Annotated in this window: 19 protein-coding genes; 10 read left to right on the plus strand and 9 right to left on the minus strand. The window is 70.7% G+C overall.

Annotated elements, in window-relative coordinates:
* Window positions 1-18: 18 nt before the first annotated feature.
* The 3 genes from AC069K_RS10330 to AC069K_RS10340 form a co-directional block, all read right to left on the minus strand.
* A complete protein-coding gene (locus AC069K_RS10330) occupies window positions 19-1,113 on the minus strand; it encodes a DUF5954 family protein (protein ID WP_478614292.1) in 1,095 nt (364 codons plus the stop codon).
* 272 nt (window positions 1,114-1,385) lie between these two features.
* Complete coding sequence (locus AC069K_RS10335) at window positions 1,386-2,555, minus strand: serine hydrolase domain-containing protein (protein WP_478614295.1); 1,170 nt, start codon at window positions 2,553-2,555, stop codon at window positions 1,386-1,388.
* Window positions 2,556-2,830: 275 nt separating this feature from the next.
* A complete protein-coding gene (locus AC069K_RS10340; RefSeq protein ID WP_478614298.1) occupies window positions 2,831-3,007 on the minus strand; it encodes a hypothetical protein in 177 nt (58 codons plus the stop codon).
* A 365-nt stretch (window positions 3,008-3,372) separates the two neighbouring features.
* Between AC069K_RS10340 and AC069K_RS10345 the strand changes: the two genes are divergently transcribed.
* Window positions 3,373-4,566, plus strand: coding sequence for an amidohydrolase (locus AC069K_RS10345; protein ID WP_478614301.1), 1,194 nt, complete (start codon window positions 3,373-3,375; stop codon window positions 4,564-4,566).
* 120 nt (window positions 4,567-4,686) lie between these two features.
* On the opposite strand, the gene AC069K_RS10350 is transcribed toward AC069K_RS10345, so the two are convergent.
* The gene (locus tag AC069K_RS10350) at window positions 4,687-6,153 is read right to left on the minus strand and encodes an aminotransferase class I/II-fold pyridoxal phosphate-dependent enzyme (RefSeq protein WP_478614304.1); all 1,467 of its coding nucleotides are present in this window, start codon (window positions 6,151-6,153) and stop codon (window positions 4,687-4,689) included.
* A 229-nt stretch (window positions 6,154-6,382) separates the two neighbouring features.
* On the opposite strand from AC069K_RS10350, the gene AC069K_RS10355 reads away from it, so the two are divergent.
* Window positions 6,383-6,871 carry a DUF5709 domain-containing protein gene (locus AC069K_RS10355; protein WP_358832283.1) on the plus strand — a complete coding sequence of 163 codons (489 nt, stop codon included), beginning with the start codon at window positions 6,383-6,385 and terminating at the stop codon, window positions 6,869-6,871.
* Between the two features lie 97 nt (window positions 6,872-6,968).
* Here the strand turns inward: AC069K_RS10355 and AC069K_RS10360 are convergent, their stop codons facing one another.
* Window positions 6,969-7,460: a hypothetical protein gene (locus tag AC069K_RS10360; RefSeq protein WP_478614307.1), complete on the minus strand. Its 492-nt coding sequence runs from the start codon at window positions 7,458-7,460 to the stop codon at window positions 6,969-6,971.
* Window positions 7,461-7,724: 264 nt separating this feature from the next.
* Complete coding sequence (locus AC069K_RS10365) at window positions 7,725-8,867, minus strand: hypothetical protein (RefSeq protein WP_478614310.1); 1,143 nt, start codon at window positions 8,865-8,867, stop codon at window positions 7,725-7,727.
* A 229-nt stretch (window positions 8,868-9,096) separates the two neighbouring features.
* Between AC069K_RS10365 and AC069K_RS10370 the strand changes: the two genes are divergently transcribed.
* Both AC069K_RS10370 and AC069K_RS10375 read left to right on the plus strand, forming a co-directional pair.
* Window positions 9,097-9,318, plus strand: coding sequence for a hypothetical protein (locus tag AC069K_RS10370; protein WP_358832280.1), 222 nt, complete (start codon window positions 9,097-9,099; stop codon window positions 9,316-9,318).
* 164 nt (window positions 9,319-9,482) lie between these two features.
* Window positions 9,483-9,965, plus strand: coding sequence for a hypothetical protein (locus AC069K_RS10375; protein WP_365105472.1), 483 nt, complete (start codon window positions 9,483-9,485; stop codon window positions 9,963-9,965).
* Window positions 9,966-10,006: 41 nt separating this feature from the next.
* On the opposite strand, the gene AC069K_RS10380 is transcribed toward AC069K_RS10375, so the two are convergent.
* A complete protein-coding gene (locus AC069K_RS10380; protein ID WP_478614313.1) occupies window positions 10,007-10,840 on the minus strand; it encodes a PIG-L family deacetylase in 834 nt (277 codons plus the stop codon).
* 334 nt (window positions 10,841-11,174) lie between these two features.
* On the opposite strand from AC069K_RS10380, the gene AC069K_RS10385 reads away from it, so the two are divergent.
* The 6 genes from AC069K_RS10385 (at window position 11,175) to AC069K_RS10410 (ending at window position 17,289) form a co-directional block, all read left to right on the plus strand.
* Entirely contained in the window at window positions 11,175-12,299 is a 1,125-nt protein-coding gene (locus tag AC069K_RS10385; RefSeq protein ID WP_478614316.1) for an ABC-2 transporter permease, read from the plus strand.
* A gap of 179 nt (window positions 12,300-12,478) precedes the next feature.
* Window positions 12,479-12,742 carry an acyl carrier protein gene (locus AC069K_RS10390; RefSeq protein WP_478614319.1) on the plus strand — a complete coding sequence of 88 codons (264 nt, stop codon included), beginning with the start codon at window positions 12,479-12,481 and terminating at the stop codon, window positions 12,740-12,742.
* Window positions 12,743-12,893: 151 nt separating this feature from the next.
* Window positions 12,894-14,213 (plus strand): wax ester/triacylglycerol synthase domain-containing protein, encoded by a 1,320-nt coding sequence (locus AC069K_RS10395; RefSeq protein ID WP_478614322.1) that lies wholly within the window; start codon window positions 12,894-12,896, stop codon window positions 14,211-14,213.
* A gap of 205 nt (window positions 14,214-14,418) precedes the next feature.
* Window positions 14,419-14,694: an acyl carrier protein gene (locus AC069K_RS10400; RefSeq protein ID WP_365105482.1), complete on the plus strand. Its 276-nt coding sequence runs from the start codon at window positions 14,419-14,421 to the stop codon at window positions 14,692-14,694.
* Window positions 14,691-15,896, plus strand: coding sequence for a beta-ketoacyl-[acyl-carrier-protein] synthase family protein (locus tag AC069K_RS10405; protein WP_478614325.1), 1,206 nt, complete (start codon window positions 14,691-14,693; stop codon window positions 15,894-15,896). Before AC069K_RS10400 ends, AC069K_RS10405 begins: the two co-directional genes overlap by 4 nt.
* Window positions 15,897-16,008: 112 nt before the next feature.
* Window positions 16,009-17,289, plus strand: coding sequence for a wax ester/triacylglycerol synthase domain-containing protein (locus tag AC069K_RS10410; protein ID WP_478614328.1), 1,281 nt, complete (start codon window positions 16,009-16,011; stop codon window positions 17,287-17,289).
* Between the two features lie 121 nt (window positions 17,290-17,410).
* Here the strand turns inward: AC069K_RS10410 and AC069K_RS10415 are convergent, their stop codons facing one another.
* Together AC069K_RS10415 and AC069K_RS10420 are read right to left on the minus strand one after the other, a co-directional pair.
* Entirely contained in the window at window positions 17,411-17,743 is a 333-nt protein-coding gene (locus tag AC069K_RS10415) for a hypothetical protein (protein WP_365105490.1), read from the minus strand.
* Window positions 17,744-17,881: 138 nt separating this feature from the next.
* Window positions 17,882-18,319: a glutaredoxin domain-containing protein gene (locus AC069K_RS10420; protein WP_478614331.1), complete on the minus strand. Its 438-nt coding sequence runs from the start codon at window positions 18,317-18,319 to the stop codon at window positions 17,882-17,884.
* Between the last annotated feature and the right edge of the window lie 281 nt (window positions 18,320-18,600).

Genomic DNA, 18,600 nt, shown 5'->3' on the forward strand with positions numbered 1-18,600 from the left:
CCGCGCGGTCCGCCTCACTCATACATCCTCCGCGTCATCCGCGTCATCCTCGGGCAGATAGTTGCCGTCCTCGTCCAAGGGCACGTGGATCGGGCAGGGAGCTTCGCCCCTCGGGTCGGAAGGGCGGGGACTTTCGGGGCCGTCAGGGCCCCAGCGCAGCATGCGGCGTGTCCGGGCGATGCGGTAGACGATGCCCCGGACCTTGAGTTCGTTGAGCGATCCGGCCCGGAGGCGGTCGGCGGCCGCCACGTATACGGCCAGCTCCGCGGCGGTCCGCGGATCGCAGTCCTTTGCGGCCAGTACGGTACGGGCGTCGGCGTGTACGTCCTTGACGAGCCCCCGCTGGCGTGGCCGCCATTGCAGCAGGGTGAACTCCAGGGTCCTGCGGGCGTCGTGAGCGGTGGGGTGCAGCGAGCTGGAGGGCGTCCACCCCTCTCTCCCTCGCTCTACGACCGTGAAGGCCACGGGCATCAGGACGACATCCGGGTGAGTGGCCAGTGCCCGGCGCGAGTCGTCCAGGACGGACCGGGGGAACCGCGTGCCGGAGTAGGACAGTTGCCGTAGGGCCAGCCTTTCCGCGGCCTGGGCCGGGGTGACCGCCGCGTCCGGGTCCAGGACCAGGCCGTCGTCGGTCCGCGCCGCCGGGATGGCCGGACTCCAGTCGGGCACGGCCGGCTCGGGGTCGGTCGGACGCGGCAGCTCCAGGCCGTCGTTGCCCATGCCCGCGTACTCCTCGGCACGTACGACGCGGTAGCGGGTCCCCAGGACCGTGAGTTCGGTGACCCGCTCACGGTCGAGGCGAGCGACCGCCGCCAGCAGCGCGCGGCGCTCCGCCCTGTCCTCGGCGCGGTCCTTCGCGCGGAACCACAGCCGCGAGTTCAGGGTGTCGCGGGCCTCCTGGGGGTTGTCGGCCGTCACCGGGACCACCACCCGCCACCGCGGTCCGTCCTGCGCGCTCTGTGCCGCGATGCCGAACAGCGGACCGCGCACCGCCAGGCTCTCCGTCCGCAGCGCGTCCACCGCGTCTGCCTCCATGACGGCTTCCACCGGTTCCACGGGGACCCGCACGACCAGTCGCCGTGCCCTGTTCGGCCCCTTACGCCCATGGCTCATGACCCCATAGTGCCGACGACCCCGTGGCCTCCTCAGGGGTTCGGGGACTTTCCCCCGGCCGTCACCGCCCGCCCGGCTGTGAACCCGGACCAGAAGCCCGATTCCCGCGGGGCGGGCCGGGGCGCGCCGCGCGGGCTCGGGTGACCGGTGACCCGCGGCCGTGACCTGGGAGTCCGTCCAGTACGGCGGCCGTTACCGTGCTCCGGAGGCCGTCCGCCCGGTGGGGCGTGCGCGGGTGCGAGGGGACGGCGCTCGCCGCACGTGCTCGCGTCTCACGCGCCGCAGAACTCGGCTTCGACGAGCCGCTGTTCGTGGACGTTCCAGTCGCCGTTGAAGTTCAGCGACAGTACGTGGCCGCCGTCCGCAGTCGCCATGGTCTGCGAGACGGACCCCTGGATGCCGCCGTTGTGCCCCCAGACGTCGACGCCGCAGGAAAGCTTGATCTTCATCAGGCCCAGCCCGTAGGAGACGGTCGGCATCTCCTTGATCGGCTCGGTCGTGGTCATCTTCGCCAGCTGACGCCTGTCGAGGAGTCGACCGGAGAGCAGGGCCTGGTAGAACCGGTTGAGATCACGGGTGCTGGAGATGATCTCCCCCGCGGCGCCCGCGAGGGAGGGGTTGAACTCCGTGACGTCGTATGTGGGGCTGTTCGGTTCGCCCGGCCCGGCGAGTTCCCCGGTCAGCTTGGAGTAGGCGCGTCCGCTGGGGCCCGGTACGCGGGTCCGCGTGCCCGGCATGGTGGTGGCGTCCATGTGCAGGGGGCGCAGGATCCGCCGCTCGATCTCGCGGGCGTACGGATGCCCGGTGGCCTTCTCGATCACCATGGCGGCGAGGACGTAGTTGGTGTCGGAGTAGCTCCACCCGGCGCCGGGGCGGAAGGCCGGCTGATGGGACATGGCGAGGTGGACGATCTGCCGCGGCGTCCAGGTGTCGTAGCGGTGCCGGAGGAAGTCGGTGCTGAACTCCCTGCGCTTGAAGTCCGCGTCGTCGGTGTAGCTGTAGATGCCGCTGGTGTGGTTGAGGAGCCGGCGCAGGGTGATCTTCGAGCCGTCGTGGCCGTTGCCCTGGACCAGGCCCGGCAGCCAGTGGTCCACGGTGTCGTCCAGGCTGAGCCGGCCCTCGGCTTCGAGCTGGAGGACGACGGTGGCCACGAACGTCTTCGTGATCGACCCCGCCCGGAAGCGGTCATCGGGGCGTGCCGGGCGTCCGGTTGCCAGATCGGCGGTGCCCGCACGGCCCGCCCAGACGTCGTGCCCGCGCTGGGCGAGCGCGATCCCGCCGGGCGGCCCGCCCTGGACCACCCCGTCCAAGGCCGCCTGCGTGGCATCGTGGTCGGCGCGCGTGGTCGGCGCCTTACCGGTGTCCTCAGCACTCGCCGCTGACGCGGGCAGGGTGAATCCGGCGGCCAGCACCGCCAGGGCGACCGCCCCGACAGCGCCCACCCGCAGCCTCGGCGCAGCCCCGGTCCTGCGACCCACCTTCCTCGTGCTGGAAAGTGATCCGTCTGCTGCATGGGTGTGCTCGTACACGAAGGCTCCCGGGAGGCCGGTGGGTGACAACTGGACTGTGGGACCCAATATTTCCGGTCAGGGCCTGTACCTGGGATCCCGTCAGCCACCCGCTTTGAGGTGGGGTTAACCCCCTGCCCCCACCTGCCTGCTCCCGTGGTTCGTCCGACGCCCTGTTCGCCTCTGTCCGGCCGTGCGGAGCCGGGGTGTCAGCGGTCGAGCTGCGCGTCGAGCCCTTCGGTGACTTCCGGGGTCACGGGGTCGGTGATGTCGGCGAACTGGTCGTGCTTCGTCCGGTGTCCGGGCATGCGGGTGCCCGGCCGCGTCGAGGGGCTTGTCGCCGCCTCCTCGCCGTGGCCGGGCGTCTCGTTCGCTCGGGCCGTCACCCTGGTGACGCCCGGCAGCTCGATGCCGGTGGTTCAGTGCTGCGGACCGCGCCCGCCGCCACGACCCGGCTCGTTGCCCCGGCGGCCGTGCGCCCCGTGGGAAAGGCCGCGCCCTGCCACCCATTCCCGCCCGTACCAGGCAGTCCCGCAAACGGTGGCCGCCGTCTCCGGGGTCGGCGCACCACGCGCTTCCGTGCCGCGGAGAGCCGTGTGGGGGCTCACCCCTTCGACCGGACGGCGTTAGGCCATGCGAGCGAGACGGGTCCCGCGTCGGCGCGCAGGCATCAGGTGCGCCTGGCGTGGAACCCGGCTGCCTGAACGGCCCGGCCCGCCGGGCACTCAGCGCACCAGGGCAGGAGAGGTACGTGCCGGACACTCTCGCATCGACGTACGACCGTATAGGCCGCAGCATCACCACCCGCGCGGACCGGCTGTGGGACGTGAGCTCGCTCCTGCACAAGGATCCGGAACCGTCCTACGAGGAGTACCGCGCGGCGGCGACCCTGAGCGGGGAGCTGGAGGGCGCCGGGTTCCGGGTGCAGCGCGGCGTGGCCGGTCTGCCCACGGCGTTCCTGGCGCGCGCCGGCACCGGCGAGGGGCCGCGTGTGGCGCTGCTGATGGAGTACGACGCGCTGCCCGGGCTCGGTCACGCCTGCGGGCACAACCTGATCGCCGGAGCCGGGCTCGGTGCGGCGCTCGCGCTGCGTGACGCGTTCGCGGAGATCCCGGGGACCGTGCTGGCGGTCGGCACGCCCGCGGAGGAGCGGGGCGGGGGGAAGGTGGCCGAGGTGGCCGCCGGGCTCTTCGAGGGGGCGGACTGCGCCCTGATGTTCCACCCAGGGGTGCAGAACTGGTCGTGGGCGCCGCTGACCGCGCAGACTCAGGTACGGCTGGGATTCCACGGCCGGGCAGCGCACCCCACGGGCAATCCCACCGAGGGCATCGACGCGCTGGCCGCGCTGATCCAGTTCTTCAACACCGTCTCCGTACTGAGCCGGCGGCTGCCCTCCGGGTCCCACATCCAGGGCATCGTGACGCGCGGCGGCGAGGCCACCAACATCATCCCCGAGTACGCCGAGGGGCTCTTCGGGCTGCGCGCGGCCACGACCGCCGCGCTGGAGGAACTGGTGGCCCAAGTGGACTCCACGGCCCGCGGGGTGGCGTCGGCGACCGGCACCGGGGTGGTGGTGGAGCGCGTGGGGGAGACGTACGAGCACTTCCGCGACAACGACGTGCTGTCGCGGCGGTTCGCCCGCCACATCGCCCGGCGCGGGATCGAGCTGACCGAGCCCGTCCCAGGGGTGTACCTGGGCTCGTCCGACATCGGCAACGTCAGCACCCGCCTGCCCGCCATCCACCCGTTCGTCGCGATCATGGACGCCGACGCTTCCGACCACACGCCCGAGTTCGCCGAGGCGGCGGGCGGGACGCGGGCCCGCGGGGTGATGCTGGCCGCCGCCGAGGCGCTCGCGTGCACGGCCGCCGACGTACTGATCGGACCCGGTGTCCGCGAGGAGGCCTGGGCGCGGCTGCGGGAGAAGGCGGCGGCCGGGCTGTGACCCGAAAGGCGGGCGGGGCCGACACGTGCGACACCCCGCCCGTCCGACCGCCCTGCCCGCCCGGCTTCGTCGGCGGTGGGCGAAACCACCGCCGACACGGTCCGGCGGAACGGGCCGCCCTCACTCCTCCACGGTCACCCGCACCGAGGAGAGCTCGGAGTCCGCCGCGTCCGGGACCACCATGCCCGCGTCCACGCCGGTCCGCAGATAGCGCACCACGGCCTCGTTCAGCCGCTCGCCGGGCAGGGCGGCCGGAATGCCCGGCGGGTACGGGGTCAGCATCTCCGCGGCGATCCGGCCGACGGCCTTGGCCAGCGGCACCTCTTCGACCCGCCCGAAGTAGGCGTCGCGCGGCAGGACCGCCTGCTCCAGCCGCAGCTCCCGCGGGTCGGGCACGTCCACCTCGGGGGCGGGACGCAGCTCCCCGACGTGGGCCAGCATGTCCGACAGCGCCGTCAGCAGCGTGTCCACGCTCCGCTCGTCGTCGGCGTGTGTCAGCTGCGCGCTGATGCGCCGGTGGTCGGCCAGGTGCAGGTTGACGCGGTGGTGCTCGCGCAGCCAGTCGGCGAGCCGGTACCCGGTCGTCCGCAGCGCCGTGACATCCATGGTGATCTGGAGCGGATCGAGGTCGAAGGCACGCCCGGGGCCGCAGAAGTCCTCCCTGCCGTGCACATGCAACCCGTCCAGCTCCCCGATGCGGGCGCGGGTGCGCGTGGCCAGGGCGAGCGCGGCGTCGTACAGCTCGCGGCCGTGCTCGACCATCTGCCGCCGCCAGCCGTCGAGCGCGGCGTACAGCAGTACGGACGGACTGGTGGTGCCCAGCAGGTCCTCACGGCTCTCGAGGACGTGCGCCTGGACCAGGTCACCCTGGAGGTGGAAGACGCTGCCCTGTTCGAGTCCGGAGCCCATCTTGTGCACCGAGGTGACGCACACGTCCGCCCCGGCGTCCATGGCCCAGGTCGGCAGGTCCGGATGGAAGGGCAGGTGCGCGCCCCAGGCCTCGTCGACGATGAGCGGGACACCGTGCTCGTGACAGGCGTCGGCGATCGCGGCGAGGTCCGAGCAGGTGCCGTACGGCGTGGGGGTCGTCACCAGCGCGCCCCGGACGTCGGGGTGCTCGGCCAGTGCCGCGCGGTACGCGTCCGCCGACGGGGGGTGCGCCAGGTGGCGCTCGGGGTCCCACTGCGGATCCACCCAGACTGGGCGGATGCCGGCGAGGACGAGCCCGGAGACCACGGACTTGTGCGCGTCCCGCCCGACGAGCAGTTTCTCGTGCGGGCCCGCGACGGACAGCATGGCCGCCTTGACGGACAGGGAGCTGCCACAGGTGGAAAAGAAGGTGTGCTGCGCTCCGACGGCGTCCGCCATCAGCTCCTGGGCCCGTTCGATGACGCCGTGCGAGGAGGTGCGGTCGTCCAGGCCGCTGGTGGCGAGCACGTCCGAGCGGAAGACCGCGTCTCCGAGCACCGCACGCACACGCGGGTCGGCGCCGCGTCCCTGCTTGTGGCCGGGCGGGGTGAACGGTGTCTGTCCCTCGGCGTGGTAGGCGGCCAGCGCTTCCAGTACGGGAGCCTTCGAGTGGTCCATGAGTGATGTGTTCTTGCGAAGGTGGCTTCGTAAACGCCCCGGGGCCCGGTTTTACGGCGTCTTCTCCTCTTTACGGCGCCTTTTCTCCGACCGACCCACGGCCCGGACGAACGCCGGTGATCACGTGCTGGGGCGTTTGGAGGAGTGTGCCGCGGGCACCCCGAGGATCTACGCGCGACGATCAGAGGGCGAAGCGCGATCTCAACGAGACCCCTGACGCGAGGTAGTCATGAGCGACCAGAACATGGCGGACGACGCCTACCAGCCCACCGGCACCAACGAGGAGCAGGAGGACGCGTCCCCGCTGGACCTCCAGGACGCGGTGGACGAGCGTACGTACGACGACATGCTCGACGAGGGCTACTCGCCCCCCGAGAAGCCCCTGGGCGTCACCAAGACGGGCACCACGGCCCGGGAGCAGCGCGAGGGCGAGTCGCTCGACGAGCGGCTGAAGCAGGAAGTCCCGGACGTGGAGCCGCCCGCTGGTGACGGCATCGGCGATCTGCCCGGGGGAGAGGGCGAGCCCATCGACCCCGAGTCCGGCGAGAGGCGCGCGGGCCGGCTGGTGGCCCCGGACGAGGGCGCACACCCGGACACCACCAAGGAGGCCGTCGCCACGGACGAGGGCATCGACGGGGGCGCGGCGGGCGCCGAGGAGGCCGCGATGCACGTCATCTCGGACGAGGACCTGCCACCGGCCGACGAGAACCGGGAATGACGAGGCGGGGCGCAGACGGGCGCGACGCGGCCCCGCACGCGCCCGGCCGACCCCCGCCGACGGTGCTGCCTCCCCGCCTCCTGGAGCCCCCGCACGTCTATCGGCCGCGCGGCCCGCGCCAGTACGTGTCTTGAGGAGGGGGAGGGGGCGGGGGAGGCGGGGGAGGGGGTGCCTCGCTACGGAGCAGCGGTAGCGGGCGGTGCAGGCGCCAGATGCCCGGGAGGTCCACTTGCGCCTGGCGCTTCGCCAACAGGATCTGCTGGACGGTGAGATACCCGGTCAGCTTGCACTCCCCGCTGCGCAGGGCGACCAACTGGGCGTCGCGTACCACGGCGACGAGCCCGGTGATCCGGAAGGTCAGGTCGAGGCCCACGTCAAGGGTCCCGAGGTTGACGCCGTCCACGAGCACATCGACGTAAGGGCGGTGGCGCGAGGTGATCTCGTGGGTCGCGAGCGCGACCACCTCCTCGCTGCCCGGGGTGGCTCGGGTGCGGCGCGCGGCGTCCCTGAGAGCAACGTGCTTGCGCCAACCGCCCGCTGCCACGTCGAAGAGATCCAGGCTGAGAAAAGAGTCGATGACGGACGCCATCTCACCTTCGACAGCTCGTTGAGCTGCCGCTGTGAGAGGACGGCTCGTTCCGGCGAGGACCACTCTGGCCGCCCCGGTGCCCTGGAGCGGGCCGAGGAGCGCGTCGGGCGGGCCGCCCTCCTCCCGACCGAAAAGGAAAGCTCGGGCGGTGAACGGTTCTGTGGCCGCGGCGGTCGTGGTCATGGGCTTCACCTCGGAGGGGGCGGACAGGCGGCTGGTGCGGGTCACCGCAGGTACGCAGGTCAGCGGAGACCGGTAGAGGTATCAATAGAGGCGCTGATCACCTGGATCCGTGTGGGGTTCGAGTCGTATCGTGCGGTTCGCTGAACCGGTGTCCTGAGGCTCTTGCAGGGCGACCGCCCCGGCTCCGGAGCGGAGCGTCGCACGGATGTGGTCGTGGACCCAGCGCGGGCCGCGGTGGCGATGGTTCATCAGGGAGAACAGGGCGGCCAGGAGCAGCAGGGCCCCGAAGAGGCTGGGCCCGACGACCCAGCCGACCGGGGTCGCCGTGCCGCCGTGGGAGATGCCGTTGGAGTCGCCGGTGGTGCTCCCTGTTCCGTTGCTGTTTTCACCGGTGGTGCCGGTGGTGCCTGTGGCGTTGCCCGTGGTGTCCCCGTTGGTGTCGCCTGTGGTGCTTCCGTTGGTGTCACCGTTGGTGTCCCCGCTCGTGTCTCCCGTGGTGCTCCCGTTGCTGTCCCCGTTGGTGCTCCCCGTGCTGTTGTCTCCGTTGCTGGTCTCGCCGGTGGCCGAGGTTTCGTTCGTGCCTGGGTCCGTGACCGTGAAATCAGCCTGACCGCTCCTTTCGGGATAGTCCGTGCAGGCGGCTCGCACGGTGTGCGTTGTCGCAGTCGACCCGGCCGGAACTTGGAACACCGCGCTGAAGGTCCCCTCGCTCGTAACGTCGCTCCCCGGAAGCGACGTGCTGTCCCACAGCAGATCCACATACGAGCACTTGAATTGAGAACCACTCACCGTGACAGGGGTCTGTTCCTCACCTTGGGTGGGGTCCAGTGTGATGGCGGGGGGATCCGGTGCCGTGACGGTGAACGAAGCCGTGCCGTACATCGGCCCCAGTTTGGAATTCGTGGCGCACCTGGCCCTCACGTCATGAGAGCCGAGTGTGGCCTTGACCGGCACGGTGATGTTGACGACGCCGGGCTCATCTGTTCCCGAGAAGTCGAAGGGGTCTCCGTCCCACGTGATGCCACTGATATAGGTCGGTGCGACACAGCTCGCGAAACCGACGCGTACGGAAGTCTCGGGCGGGCCCGTGTCCGGGGTCAGGAGGAGCGCTTCCTCCTTGAGGACCGGGTTCGGCGCCGAAGAGGCCGCCGGGGCCCACGCGACCGTGATACTCACCAGTACGGCGGTCAGTGATCTCCAGAAGATCCGCGCGAGGGATGACATGAGCCATGAGCCAGAGGAGAGCGGCAGTGGGCAAGCCGCGGCGGGATACCGCACCCGGGTAGGTAGCTGCCCTCGGGTATCGCCACGTATCGGCACCTCCCATACTCCTCCTTCTTGCCGCTCCTCGCTCACCTTGCGCCTCTCCGGCGAACCCGCCCCCGCCCTCACCCCACCCCGTTCGCCAAGGCCCCGGTGTGCTGCGACCGCCCGTGCGGGGCACCCTGGAACCATGAGTGAGGCGCCGATAGTCGTGCACCCGCCGCGCGGCACGGGCGGGCGGCGGGTGACGATCCGCGGGCAGATCGTGGGCCTGGCCTACTCCGACCGGGACCTGACGGAGATCCTGCGCCGGGCCGGGATCGAGGAGAGCGTGGCCGAGGACATGGTGGCGGGGGACTCGCAGATGATCGAATGGCGCGGCGGCCGCGCCCACCACTACGAGGCGGCCTGACCACCCCCGTCAGCGGCAGTGTCCTTGAGCGCGGGACGGAAGTCCCCCACGGGTCGGGCCGTCGGGCCCGTGCTTTCCAGAACGGGCAGGGCAGAAACAGTGCACGAGGATGCGGGGTGCTCGGTCCGGCCGGGCTGACGGTCCGCCCGAAGGAGGGGAGCATCATGGCGCCTGCCCGTCATCACCTGGACCGGGCCTGGGAGTTCGCCACCCGGGGGAACGCCCCGCCCGAGTGGGAGCCCGAACCCGACCTCCTGCATGTCCTGACCCCCGGCCCGTGCACTCGATGGGCTTGCGGCACGCGCCAAAGGGTCCTGTGGCGCGTCCATCCCGACGGAGGCGATCGCCGGGCGGTCGGCCTGAAGCTGGTCACTCTGAAGCTCGTCACCGCCGACCAATGGCGGGGCACCGTCGCCCAGTTGGCCACGGACCTCGACCCCCACCACGGCGGCGCGACCGTCACCGTGCCGCGCCTCACCCTGGGCACGTACTGGGTCCAGCTCTCCTGCGGCAGTCGGCTGCTGGCGTCCAGCAAACCGTTCACGATCGGTCCGACGGACGATGCCAGGCCACCGTCCTACGGGCAGCCTGGCATACGACCGGCTCCCCACCCGGTTTCGGGCTATTCCCGCAGGTACGGGCCTTGACTCTCTCCGGGCAGGGACTCACCCCTCCAGGGGCGAGCGGATCAGTGCAGTCCGGCGAAGAGGTCGTTCTCGGGTACGGGCGCGTCGGTGGTGTCCTGGACGCGTACGAAGGTCTCCACGCCCATCAGGTCGGTGAACCTCTCCTGGCCCATCTTGAGGAAGAAGATGTTCTCGCCCTGGCTGGCGTGCGCCGCCAGCGCCTCGAACTTCTGACCGCCGAACGCGGTGGTGTCCACCCAGGTGGTGATCTCCTCGTCGGGAAGCCCGATTTCGGCCAGCGCGGCGGCCTCGGCGGGGTCCGGTTCCTGACCCTCCGTACCGAACTCGCGCATGACCTCGCCGAACCGCTGCATCATCGAGCGGGGCGCCGTCGTCCAGTACACCTTCGGAGCCAGCTCGGTCATCTTCAGGGCCGCCATCGTGATGCGGTTGGCCTGGATGTGGTCGGGGTGGCCGTAGAAGCCGTTCTCGTCGTACGTGACGACCACATCGGGCTCATAGCGTCGCAGGAGCTCCGCGAGCCGTGCGGCACCCTCCTCGACGGGTGTCTGCCAGAAGGAGCCTGGGGCGTCGTTGGTGGACCAGCCCATCATCCCCGAGTCGGCGTAGTCCAACGTCTCCAGGTGACTGATCTTCAGGATCTCGCAGCTGGCCTCGAGTTCCTGACGACGCATCGAGACGACGGCCGCGGGGTCGTGTCCGGGATCGCCCGGCTTGACGCCTCCGGGTCCGTCACCGCAACCGCCGTCGGTACAGGTCACCAGGACCGTCCGAACGCCCTCCGCCGCGTACCGCGCGAGGACACCGCCCGTTCCCGTGGCCTCGTCGTCCGGGTGGGCGTGCACGGCCATGAGTGTCAAGGGCCGGTTGTTCATGAAACTGTCCTCCAGCAGGGAAAGGGCTCGGTCCGAGGCGGTGGCGGGCGCGTGAGCGACCGCCCCACTGTCGAATTGTCGGATGGCCGGTGTGCCGCGACCCCGTGGACCCGCACCATGCCAGGACGGCCTGCCGCTCATCGTGTTCCACGCCGCGCGGCGCCGGTCATGGCCGGTGTAACAGCGGCGGCCGTCCTCGTTGTTCCCGCTGGACACATGAACAGTGCTCGGTCATGAGTACGCCGTCGGGGTGACATGCCGAAGGCCCCGTGATCGGGAAGGCCGGGCGGGGTAGACGGCGCAGACAATGTCCCCGGTGACGGAGCGGTCGTACATGCCCATGGAAGAAGAGGACACCGGCCGCAGTGCCGAGCAGGAAGAACCGTCCGGCGGACACGGCAAGCACGCCGCGCCCGCCGGAGGGCGCGGGGCGGCCGGCCGGGTCTGGACGGAGTTCAAGGACTCCCCGTTCCTCCCGGCGACCGTGCTGGTCTTCATCCTGGCCGCCGCGGCGGGACTGTTCGCCGGCTCGTACACGTACTCCATGGCCAACCCCACCCCGCACCACATCCCCAGCGCGCTGGTCGCGCCGGCCGACTCGGTCGTGGCGAAGAGGTTCGTGGCCGGGATGGACCGGGCCCTCAACACCTCGCTCGCGCCGCGCCGGTACGCGGACGAGCGCGCGGCCCGGAAGGCCATGGAGGACCAGAGCGTCTTCGCGATCATCGACGTACGGCCGGACGGGGTGCGCCTGCACGTCGCGGGCGCGGCCGGCGCCTCCGTGGCGCAGGTGCTCACACAGGCTGCGCCCCAGGTGGCCAAGACCCTGGGCGTACCCATGACGATCACCGACGTCAAGCCGCTCCAGCGGGGCGACCCGCGCGGCCTCGCCCTGTTCTACATCTCCCTGGCCGCCGTCGTGCTGGGATTCGTCGGCTCCATCCAGCTGAGCGTGCACGCGCGCGCACTGAACCCGCTGGAACGCATCGCCTTCACGATGGCGTACTCCCTGCTCGGCGGGTTCGCCATCGCCGCGGTGGTCGACTGGGGGCTCGGCGCGGTACGCCTGCCGTTCGTCCAGTCCTGGCTGATCCTCGCGTTCACGATGTTCACGTCGGGGATGGTCTTCACGATGTTCAACACCCTGATCGGCCGCTGGGCCATGCTGCCGACCTGGGGGCTCATGGTGCTGCTCGGCAATCCCTCCTCCGGAGGCGCGGTGTCCTGGCCGCTGCTGCCGTCCGTCTTCGGACATGTCGGACGGTGGCTGCCGCCCGGAGCGTCGGTCAACGCCCAGCACACCGCGGTGTACTTCGCCGACGCCCAGCACGCCTTCCCCTACCTCGTCCTGGCGGGGTGGTCCCTGCTGTCGTGCGGGATCTTCTGGTTCTGGCGCCACCGCCACCCCGGCGGCCGCGACCGCGACGCCCCGGAGCACGGAGCCGCGGCCGCGGCCTGACCGGCGAGCGAGGCGCACTCGTATGTGCGTTCCATGGAGGTGAGCGCCCTGCGTCGGCCGCGCCCCCCTCCCTCATCCAGGTGAAATACCCCTGAGTGACGGTCATGGGAGAGCCGCGTCGTGAATATGGGACGTTACGGGGACAGTAGCGAGCTTGATTCACGCCACCAGGAGAAGTGATGGGCAAGGGATACGGCACTGTGGTCAGCGTTCTGGTGAACGAATTCCAGTGCGTGGAGGGCGATTTGTCGCCCGACGCCACCATGGAGGACGTGGACCTGGACTCCCTGGCGCAGGTTCTGTTCGCCGTCGCCTTGGAGGAGCAAACCGGTCTGCGGTTCCACGAGAGTCAGATCACGCTGGACACGACTGTGGGCCAGATCGCCGCGGTCATCGATGCCTCGTCCGGTGCCGCCGCCGAAGCCGAGTTGCCGGTGCCGTGAGTATGCGCGGGGCGGTTCCACGCCCCGGCAGGCCCGGCCCCCGCCCCGTACGCGAAATGCGAGCAGCCAACGCATGAGAAACAGCATCCCTCTGTCGCCGGTCGAGGAATTCCTCTGCGGTACCGGACCGGTCCCCGAGGCTCCCAGCGGAATGGCCGTCCTGTTCACGGGGGAGCCACCACGCCTCGACGAACTGCGTGACCGTGTGGCCGAGCGGTGGGGCAGCGTTCCGTTGCTGCGCCGGACGCTGCTGCGCCCCGCCCGGCACGGTGGGGTGCGTGGGCACCGCTGGTTTCCGCTCGACGACTTCGACGTACGCACCCATGTCCTCGATGCCCACGCCGAAGGCCGGTGGGGGAGTGAAGGCCTGGATGACGCAGCCTTCACGGACCTCCTCGGCCGACTGGTCTCCCAGCCCGTGCCAGAGGGGGTGCCGCCCTGGTGGTTGCGGCTTGTCCGCCTGGAGCCGCACCCCCACGGGGAGGCGCGATTCGCCCTCGTGCTGTCCGCCCATCACGCCCTCATTGACGGACGCTCCTTCGAATCCCTGCTGAGCAGGCTCCTCGACGGCGGAGCCGGTCGCACAGGCAGGGTCAGCGACACCGGACGACCGGTTACTCGAAAGCGTCAAATCACCCATCTGAGAGACGCGCTGACGACAGACAAGGCAGCGGCGGGCGCCTACCGGTTGCCCCGCCTGTTGAGTCCGGGGCAGGCTCTCCCGCTGCCCTCCGACGCGCCGTGCCCGACGAGGGACCTGGCCTGGGTGGACCTGGACGCCGACACGGTACGGGCTGCCCGACGGGCCCTCCCCGGCCTCGGTGCCACCCTCAACGAGGTACTGATGGCGGTGTCCGCGGGCGCCCTGCGGGCAGTCCACGGCGATCCGGCCGCCTGGCCCGGAGCCCGCCACCCGCTGTACGCAGTGCTCTCCGTCGACCTGCGCACCCCGCAGGAGGCCGAGGTGCTGGGCAACATCGTCTCCGTGGTGCGCGTACCGCTGCCCGTGGCGACCGATAGCCCCCAGGAACGGCTGAGGGTATGCCGCGCCCTGCTGGCGGCCTCGGTCTTCGGGCGTGGCGCGGAGAAGTCGGTGCGTGTGATCCGCGCTGCCGCCCGTCTGGGATCCTGGGCGGTGCGCCGGCTCTCCCAGCGAGCCAATTCGCCCAGCTGGAACCCCGTGTTGTGTACGGCCATCAAATGGCGCCGGGGTGCGTGGACCCTGGGGAGCGCACCGATGGAACGCGTGATTCCCCTGTCGTCGGCACAGGGGCGGGGGAGGGTCAATCTGGTCTTGACGGACTGCGCGGGTGTTTTCACCCTCTGCGTGGTCGGTCACACTCCTACGGGCTACGCCCAGCCACTGGCAGACGCCTTCGTGCGCGAACTGGCGTCCCTCGCCCACATCGGCAAGCCGGCCCTCAGCGTGCCGACACGCATGACCGGTACGCCATACCAGACCACAGGCTGACAGACAGGTGTTGACGACCTGACGACCCAACAGAGCGACGTCGAACTGGCGGGCACAAACCATTAGTTGGCCCGCCGCGCGCACCGACTCGTAACTTCCTGCGCCTCATCTCGTTTTTTCTGTGACGACGATCCGCGCAGATGCCGAACGGTGCTGAGGGGGGCCAGTGGCTGTGCGTGACGCCACCAGAAGAGAGAAAAGCACCGTGGAAGCAGAACACGCGGATGTATGGGCCGAGTTGCGCGCCCTGTGCGCGCACATCATGGCCGTACCCCTGGAGTCGGTACTCCCGCACGCCCGGCTCGTCGCGGACCTGGGAGCCGACAGCCTGGACGTCAACGAACTGCAAGTCGCCGCGGAGGAGCGTTTCGGCGTCTCCCTCAGGGGCGCCGAACCGGCTGCGGTGTCCACCGTAGGCGACGTCGCTGCTCTCATCACCGAGCAGCGCACCCGATCCGTCCCCGGCGCGGTGGTTCGATGACACCCAAGGACGCGGTCGCGGTCACGGGCCTGGGAGTGCGCTGCGGCGCCGGATCGACGCCGGGCGAACTGTGGCAGAACCTGCTGCACGGCCGCTCCTCGGCCACGATGCACGCCTTCGACGACGAGGGAACCGTCGTCTATCCCGCATGCCCCATGCCCGGGTTCACGCCCGAGGGCTACCTCGCGGCGAAGGAGGTACGCCGTACGGACCGGACCGTGCAGATGGCGGTCTGTGCCGCCATGGACGCGGTCACGGACGCCGGAGGCCTGCACCCGCCCGCTGGGCGCAGGGCGGTCGTCACCGGCACCGGCTATGGCGGACTGATCAGCCAGGAGCAGGGTCTCGGCCGGCCCGATGTGCTCTATCCGACCCGGCTGATGTCCAACGCCGCCGCGCACTGGATCAGCGCCAAGTGCGGCGTCACCGGCCCCACTCTGACCTTCGCCATGGCGTGTGCCTCCGGTACGTACGCGGTGGGTGAAGCACTCCAGTTGATCCGCGCCGGGCGCGCCGACGTCGTCGTGGCCGGAGGTCACGACAGCCCGCTGACGGCGACGACCGCCCTTTCCTTCGGACGGTCCGGCGCGATGGTCACCGACTGCGAGGATCCGGCCCGTGCCTCACGGCCGTTCGACGCGGACCGGCAGGGCTTCCTCCTCGCCGAGGCGGCCGCTTTCCTGGTGCTCGAACGACTGGACCACGCCCTCCTCCGCAACGCGCGGATCTACGCCACGCTCGTCGGGTACGGGTGCACGTCCGACGCCTACCACATCACGGCACCGCATCCCGATGGCGCCGGTGCGAGAGCATGCATGGAACAGGCACTCGCCGATGCCGGCACCACCGCCGAGGCCGTCACCCACGTCAACGCGCACGGCACCGGCACGCTCCTCAACGACGCGGCGGAAGCGCGCGCCATCACCGCCGTGTTCGGCCCGGCCGCCGTTCCGGTGACCGCCTCCAAGTCGGTCACCGGGCACGCCATCGGGGCGGCGGGAGCGCTGGAAGCCGTGATCACCACTCTGTCGCTGCACGAGGGACTCGTGCCTCCCACCGCCCATCTCGCGCGGCTGGACCCCCAGTGCGAGCTGGACGTGGTCGTCCAGCCCCGCAAGCTCTCCGCAGGCCCAGCGATCAGCAACAGTTTCGGTTTCGGAGGGCACAACGCCTGCGTCGTCTTCGACGCTGCCCAGCGCTGACCGAGCAGCTCCACGTCGATAGAGAGTGAGAAGGGGCGTACACATGGGGCTGTCGGGGTTGCCGGGGTCGTCAAGGCCGTCACGGGTGTCACGGCTGTCACGAGTGTCACGGGTGTCGGGGCTGTCCGGGGTCGACGAAGCCTATGTGCGCAGTGGGTTGCCCGGCACGATCGGTGTTGCCGCGGTCTTCACCGGCGACCCCTTCGACCTGGCCGGGCTCCGGACTCGCGTCAGCGAGCGTTGGGGAGACCTGGAGCGGATGCGTCGGCTTCTGCTGCCTCCCCGTGGGCCGGCCGCCCTGTCGAGCCACCGTTGGGCTACGGGGGAACCGTTCGACCCCGCGTTCCATGTCACCGCGTCCGAACAGGAACTCCAGCCGCTCCTGACCACGGCAGTCAGCCAACGGCTGCCGACTGACCGGCCCCTGTGGCAGCTTCTGCTCCCGAAATCCGTTTCCCCCGACGAACACGCCCTGGTTCTGCTGGCCCACCACGCGCTCCTCGACGGCAGTTCCCTGGAAACTCTCCTGCGTCTGCTGATGGACGACTCCCCGCTCGCCCGAAGCGGGCCGTTGGCGAGGCTCCCCGAGACACCGCGCCAGCGCGTGCGCCCCGCCGCGCTGTTCAGGGAGTTCCGCGACAACAACGTCTTGGGCCAGTCCTTGCCGGTAGTCCCCGGAGACCTCCGTCCCTCCGTCGCTGTCGCCCGACTCGACCCGGACGTGATGCGCTCCGCCCGCCGCCGCCCGGCCGACGGACGTGGAGCAACCCTGAACGAACTGCTTCTTGGTGCCGTGGCGGGCGCTCTCCCCGCCTGCTACAGCACCGCCTCCACGTCGTGGCCCCAAGGGCCTGTCGCTCTCTACGCGACGGTCCCCGTGGACCTACGGAGTCGGCACGAGGCACAGAAACTCGGCAACTTCATCACCGCCATCCGTGTCCAACTGCCCGTCGGTATCGACTCCCCAGCCGGACGCCTGCACGCGTGCCAAGGCCTCATGGCGGCGCTGCCCAACCGTCGCCGGGCCCACACAGTGGTACTTCCCTTCGTGGATGGGCTGGTACGGGCGATGCCGTGGATGACGACAGCGCTGGCCAAGCGCATGGTTCGGCCCGATGTCACCACAGCGGTGTGTACGGCGTTCAAATGGCGTGACAACCCGTGCCACCTGCACACTCGCCGTCTGACGGGCATCGTCCCCCTGCCGGCGGTCTCCTCACCCGGCACGGCGAACCTCACCCTCGTCCAGACCGCTGACGCCTACATGCTCACCGTGGTGAGCCACCTCCGCCCGGACGCCTCCAGGCTGATCGCCGACGCGGTGGCGCAGGAACTGACAACCATGGCGACACCGGAGCCTGCGCCCGCCTACGTGCGGGAAAGTGCGCCCTGACCGCAGCTGGATCACCTCGCGCGGGGGAGGGTGAGGGGAGAGGGCGGCGGATCAGAGCAGAGCCTCCCGCCGTGGCCGTATGCAGACGACGGGGTCCCGTGCTGCGCTCCGGGCGCCGCCCCTACGACTCGCCGGAAGCGGCGCGTTCGCCCTGTACGTAGGGGTCCAGCTCGACGTCGTAGGTGCCCGCGTGGACGGCCAGTTGGTCCACGATGCGTTCCCACTCGGCGAGTTCGGCGGCCCGGCGCCCGCCGTCCGGCTGGGCCGACGGGTCCCCGATGTCCTCCGGCGCCGGGCTGTCCGGGCGCGCGGCCAGCCGGTGGAACGCCTTGGCCGCCTCATGATGGGTCATGCCCTGGGCCTGGCGACGTACCGCCGCCCGCCCCGCGTGCTCGGCCTCGGTGGGACCCTCCACCGCCGACTCGGGGTCGGGCAAGGGCTGTTGGTACGTCATCGGCTCTCCTTCTCCTGCGGTCGCGGCGACGCCTCACGCCGCCTCGTTCCCGTGCCCTACCCCGTCCTCGCGCGGATACGTCTGGGCGCACCGAGAACGCTCCACCATCGGCTTCCCGGCCGGCTTCGCTCTGCTCCCTCACACGTGACGGGAGAGTTGTTCGCGCACCCAAGCGGGATCGGGGTTGGTGTGCGGTCGGCCCGCGACGACGACGGTGGGTACGGTCTCGTTGCCGTCGTTGGCTGCCCTCACCACCGCCGCCCCGGCCGGGTCACGCCAGATGTTGACCCAATGCAGTCGACGGGCCCGGGAGCCCAAGCGGATGCGCAGGCGCAGACAGTACGCGCAGCCCGGCCGCCAGTAGACGACCGGTCGACCGTCGGCCAGGCTGCGGCGCTGTGCCTCCGGCTCATCGATCGACGTGGGGAAGACCAGAGGCGAGTTCGCCCCGGCGAGCAGCGCGAACACGAGGAGGAGTGCCACGGCGGCGCCGGGCGACCCGCTGAAGATCAGCCTGGTCGCGACGAGGGAGCCGCAGAGCAGCAGGAGCACCGGCAAGATCCAAGCGCGGGTCATGAGGATGAAGGCTACCCACTGCTCTGGCGGCCGTTGCGCGGAGAGCCGTTTATGCTTCAGGACAGCCGCAGAGGGGATGGGCTCGTCGCTTGGGCGTGACCCCTCCGAAATGGTTGGTCCTCGACCGGTGGGGGACCGCAGCCGGCGTCGGCGCCTCGGCCTGGACGGGGACCGCGTTCGGCTGAGCATGATCATGGCGAGAGAATGAGTGGCCCCCGTCGGCATGTCTCTGGGTGACGTGGGCCGCCCAGCGCATCCGCCCGCGGGCAGAGGACCCCCCG

It is taken from the genome of Streptomyces sp. NPDC043908, assembly GCF_056435525.1.

Excerpts from the sequence above, each read along its gene's own strand:
- AC069K_RS10370 (WP_358832280.1), top strand. The coding sequence starts at position 9,097 with ATGAGTGAGGCGCCGATAGTCGTGCACCCGCCGCGCGGCACGGGCGGG.
- AC069K_RS10380 (WP_478614313.1), bottom strand. The coding sequence starts at position 10,840 with ATGAACAACCGGCCCTTGACACTCATGGCCGTGCACGCCCACCCGGAC.
- AC069K_RS10330 (WP_478614292.1), bottom strand. The coding sequence starts at position 1,113 with ATGAGCCATGGGCGTAAGGGGCCGAACAGGGCACGGCGACTGGTCGTG.
- AC069K_RS10365 (WP_478614310.1), bottom strand. The coding sequence starts at position 8,867 with ATGTCATCCCTCGCGCGGATCTTCTGGAGATCACTGACCGCCGTACTG.
- AC069K_RS10395 (WP_478614322.1), top strand. The coding sequence starts at position 12,894 with ATGGCCGTCCTGTTCACGGGGGAGCCACCACGCCTCGACGAACTGCGT.
- AC069K_RS10415 (WP_365105490.1), bottom strand. The coding sequence starts at position 17,743 with ATGACGTACCAACAGCCCTTGCCCGACCCCGAGTCGGCGGTGGAGGGT.
- AC069K_RS10405 (WP_478614325.1), top strand. The coding sequence starts at position 14,691 with ATGACACCCAAGGACGCGGTCGCGGTCACGGGCCTGGGAGTGCGCTGC.
- AC069K_RS10360 (WP_478614307.1), bottom strand. The coding sequence starts at position 7,460 with ATGGCGTCCGTCATCGACTCTTTTCTCAGCCTGGATCTCTTCGACGTG.
- AC069K_RS10350 (WP_478614304.1), bottom strand. The coding sequence starts at position 6,153 with ATGGACCACTCGAAGGCTCCCGTACTGGAAGCGCTGGCCGCCTACCAC.
- AC069K_RS10390 (WP_478614319.1), top strand. The coding sequence starts at position 12,479 with ATGGGCAAGGGATACGGCACTGTGGTCAGCGTTCTGGTGAACGAATTC.
- AC069K_RS10375 (WP_365105472.1), top strand. The coding sequence starts at position 9,483 with ATGGCGCCTGCCCGTCATCACCTGGACCGGGCCTGGGAGTTCGCCACC.
- AC069K_RS10355 (WP_358832283.1), top strand. The coding sequence starts at position 6,383 with ATGAGCGACCAGAACATGGCGGACGACGCCTACCAGCCCACCGGCACC.
- AC069K_RS10385 (WP_478614316.1), top strand. The coding sequence starts at position 11,175 with ATGCCCATGGAAGAAGAGGACACCGGCCGCAGTGCCGAGCAGGAAGAA.
- AC069K_RS10420 (WP_478614331.1), bottom strand. The coding sequence starts at position 18,319 with ATGACCCGCGCTTGGATCTTGCCGGTGCTCCTGCTGCTCTGCGGCTCC.